General features: G+C 39.4%; 5 protein-coding genes. 1 reads left to right on the forward strand and 4 read right to left on the reverse strand.

Going from position 1 to position 3,551, the window contains the following annotated elements; genetic code table 11:
- Positions 1–448 (reverse strand): tetratricopeptide repeat protein (locus tag AC3LHT_RS03075; RefSeq protein ID WP_488661941.1); only part of this gene is annotated, 448 nt, incomplete at its 3' end.
- 69 nt (positions 449–517) lie between these two features.
- Here AC3LHT_RS03075 and AC3LHT_RS03080 point away from each other — a divergent pair.
- Positions 518–1,393 (forward strand): carbohydrate kinase family protein, encoded by an 876-nt coding sequence (locus AC3LHT_RS03080; protein WP_488661942.1) that lies wholly within the window; start codon positions 518–520, stop codon positions 1,391–1,393.
- A 29-nt stretch (positions 1,394–1,422) separates the two neighbouring features.
- Here the strand turns inward: AC3LHT_RS03080 and rbr are convergent, their stop codons facing one another.
- From rbr to AC3LHT_RS03095, 3 genes are all read right to left on the reverse strand, one after another.
- Positions 1,423–2,013, reverse strand: a complete 591-nt coding sequence (gene rbr / locus AC3LHT_RS03085; RefSeq protein ID WP_290645113.1) for a rubrerythrin — start codon at positions 2,011–2,013, stop codon at positions 1,423–1,425.
- Between the two features lie 48 nt (positions 2,014–2,061).
- Positions 2,062–3,069 carry an HD domain-containing phosphohydrolase gene (locus AC3LHT_RS03090; RefSeq protein ID WP_488661943.1) on the reverse strand — a complete coding sequence of 336 codons (1,008 nt, stop codon included), beginning with the start codon at positions 3,067–3,069 and terminating at the stop codon, positions 2,062–2,064.
- A partial coding sequence (locus AC3LHT_RS03095) for a cation diffusion facilitator family transporter (protein ID WP_488661944.1) occupies positions 3,059–3,551 on the reverse strand: 493 nt, incomplete at its 5' end. The genes AC3LHT_RS03090 and AC3LHT_RS03095, both read right to left, overlap by 11 nt.

Consider the following 3,551-nt stretch of genomic DNA (forward strand, 5'->3'; position numbering starts at 1 on the left):
AAGCGAGTACTTTCAACAATTCTTCTTTGCTCAAAGCATCGGGCAGGTAATTAACAAGCATATCATCTGAGGTTGAAAGAAGAAAAAGCCCACTGTCAATCGCGCTGTTAAATTCGCCCAATTGCGTTTTTGTGAGCGCAAGCCCTGAAAGTATTTCTTTTTTGGCAGGGTAGCTTTCCCTGGCTTGTAAGAAGTAAAAATCTGCGAGCGTGAAGTTATGTTCCAGATAGTAGCACCAACCCAGTCCCTCACTGGCAAGGGCTTTTTTCATGGGATTATAGGAAAAATCGGCAACATGGCTGAAGTCCTCTTTAGCCAGGCTGACTTCTCCGGATCTTAAATGTTCAAAGCCCGTCTGAATCCTGTCGGGAATTGAAGGAACACATGACTGTAAAAAAAATCCTATAAAAAATAGTAAAATAATTCTACCGAAATACTTTTTTTTCATAAAAGCACCTCCCCACTCGTATTGTACTTCATTGAACCGGAAATCATTAGTGAATTGTGAGGGATAATCATGATACAGGTAGTTGGAAACATAAATTTTGATATTACAGCGATGTTAGACAAAACCCGCAATATCGAAGAAAACAGGGTTCTCGAATTGGATCCGGGAATAGGCGGAACGGCTTCCAACACTGCTATTCAGCTTGCAAAACTGGGGCGAGAAGTATTCCTCAACGGAGCACTTGGGAACGACATTTTCGGTCAGTGGTTGTTGAAAGAGCTCAAAAAAAGAGGTATCAACGTGGAATATGTTAAGGTTACCGATGGCGAGAGAACAGGATTTTGTTTTGTAACAGTCAATGGTGACGGACATCGCTTTTTGTTTACCTATCGTGGAATTAACGAAAAAGTCTTTCCCAAAATTGCTGCTCCAGAAGAAACCACTTTTCTCCATTTGGCTGGCATAAGCATAGCACAAGCCGAGAAAATCTTGAATAATCTGAGCTGTGACATTCCTATTATTAGCTACGCTCCCGGTGGTATCGTTAGCTTTGAAAATCCGGAAGGCTTGGTGAGGCTGTCAAAATATTTTACTTATTTGATTTTCAACGAGAAAGAATGGGAAGCAGTTAAAAAAGTTGGCAACATCATGTCAAAACATATTGTGGTTACAAAGGGCGCAAAGGGTGTAGAAGTTTTGCCTGAAGGTTTTTTTGTTCCTGCTTATTTGACGAAAGTTGTAGATACGACTGGTGCAGGAGATGCTTTCAATGCAGGTTTTATTCATGTGATTTCTTCTGGAGGAAATCTCAAAGAAGCGCTTCGATTTGGTAATGCACTGGGAGCATTGAACGTTCAATACAAAGGTGCCACAGGAGAATATGGGTTGTACGAGATTGAAAAATTCATCTGTACAAGAGAACCGACATTGAAGAAGTATATATGATGGGGGGAACATCCCCCCGTATTATAAAGCTAATAATTTTCCACGAAAAGTTCAAAGTAACTTTGTGGGTGCTTGCATGCAGGGCACTTTTCAGGTGCTTCGTAAGCTTCAAGGATGTAACCACAATTTCTGCACTTCCACAATACTTTTTCAGGCTTCTTGAAAACATGTCCCTTTTCCACGTTTTCCGCGAGTTTTAGATAACGTTCTTCATGCTTTTTTTCGACTTTCGCTACCTGCCTGAATGTTTCGGCAATATCTTTAAAGCCTTCTTCTTCAGCAACATCAGCAAATGCTGGATAAAGTTCTGACCATTCTTCATTTTCACCTGCTGCGGCAGCTTTGAGATTTTCAAGAGTTGAACGATATTCTACCGGATAATCCGCATCTACATGAATGGTCGCTGGCAATTTTTCGGTTTTTTCAGCTATGTGCTTATAAAAAAGCTTGGCATGTTCTTTTTCGTTTTCAGCAGTTTCCTGAAAGAGTGAAGAAATTTGCTCAAATCCTTCTTTCCTGGCTACTGAGGCAAAGAAAGTATAACGATTTCTCGCCTGAGACTCACCTGCAAAGGCCTTCATTAGATTTTCAAGTGTTTTTGTTCCATCGAGCTTGTTCATAGATTCACCCCCCGTAATTATTTAGAATCGTTATAATTAAACCACAAATCAGGTTAAATTAATCAGTGCATTTAGTTCTCTTTCAATTGAAAAAAATGCATCAACAATCATGGGATCAAACTTCTTGCCTCTTTCCATGTTTATTATCTTAAGAATTTTATCTCTTTCTAAAGCCTTTCTGTGAGGCCTTTTAACTCTCATGGAAGCATAACTGTCAGCAACGCTTACAATCCTTGCGGAAAATGGTATGTCTGTGCCAGATAGTCCATGAGGATAGCCACTTCCATCGAAGGCTTCATGATGATGTTCAATGATTTCAGCACATAAATTGAAAAAAGCCGAACCTGTCTCAAGAAAGCCTTCTATAATTTTCACTCCTTTTGTGGTGTGTTCCTTCACTTTCTGGTATTCTTCATCAGAGAGTTTGCTCGGTTTTTTCAACAATTCCGACGGAATTTCCAGATTCCCTATGTCATGAAGTAACGAGGCTTCACGAATATCTTTAATAAAGTCCTTCGTGATTTTATAGGAATGATTTTCACGTAATGCCACGGCTACCATTGCTGAGGCATCAGAGATTATTTGCAAATGCTGTTTTGCTTCTGGAAGCATATTTTCGGCATATTTTGCAAGAATATTGGTCATTGCAGTTCGGTCTCTGGCAATATATGTGCACTTGTTTTTCAAAGGAGTTAAATCGAAGGCATGACAAAAGACATGACTCAAAACCCGATCGTTAAAAACCGGGATCATGGTAACACAAAAATATCCAGTAGTATTTGCTCCAGTGAGAAGCAGCTCTTCACGTACAGTTTCACCCCTTTTAAGAAGGAACTGGAAAAGCCTTAAAAGTTCTTTTGATGTTCTTCTTTCGATTATATCTTCCAGTACCTTTCCATTAACCTGTTCGCGGGTTCTTCTGAAAAACCTCAAGAAATGCACATTCGCAAATAGTATTTCACCTTTGGCATTCGTTATCCAGAAAGGATTTGGAATGTCACCAAAATTATCTGGCGTAAAAGCAGGTATATTTAACATTTTATGTTTATTGTCCATCTGTATCACCCTTTCTTCCAAAAATGCGCGATTTATCTAATCCAAAGGTTTCTTTTTCTACGTTTCCCAGGGGTTCAATGTGGACGTGTACATCATACACCTTGGGTACGTTTTGCTTGATATTTTTTTCAACAGTCTTTGACAATTCGTGTGCTTCATTGACTGTAATATCACCTTTTACCTCCATATCCAATTCCACGAAGTACTTATAACCGAATTTTCTTATTCTTATTCTATGGGGGTTTGACACCCCATTGGTATTTGCAGCTTCTTCCAGTACCCTGCGATAGATATCATCGCGTGGTTGAATGCCATCCATTAGTTCATAGCTACTGCTCATGAAAAGCTCGATAGCGGTTTTTATAACAAATGCGGAAACAAAAAGCCCCAATATCGCATCAAAAACAAATAAGCCAGTTAGCTTAACTATAACCATTCCTGCGGCAACAGAAAGTGAAATGAATATATCGCTTTTCATATTG

The sequence above is a fragment of the Kosmotoga sp. genome, from assembly GCF_982836095.1.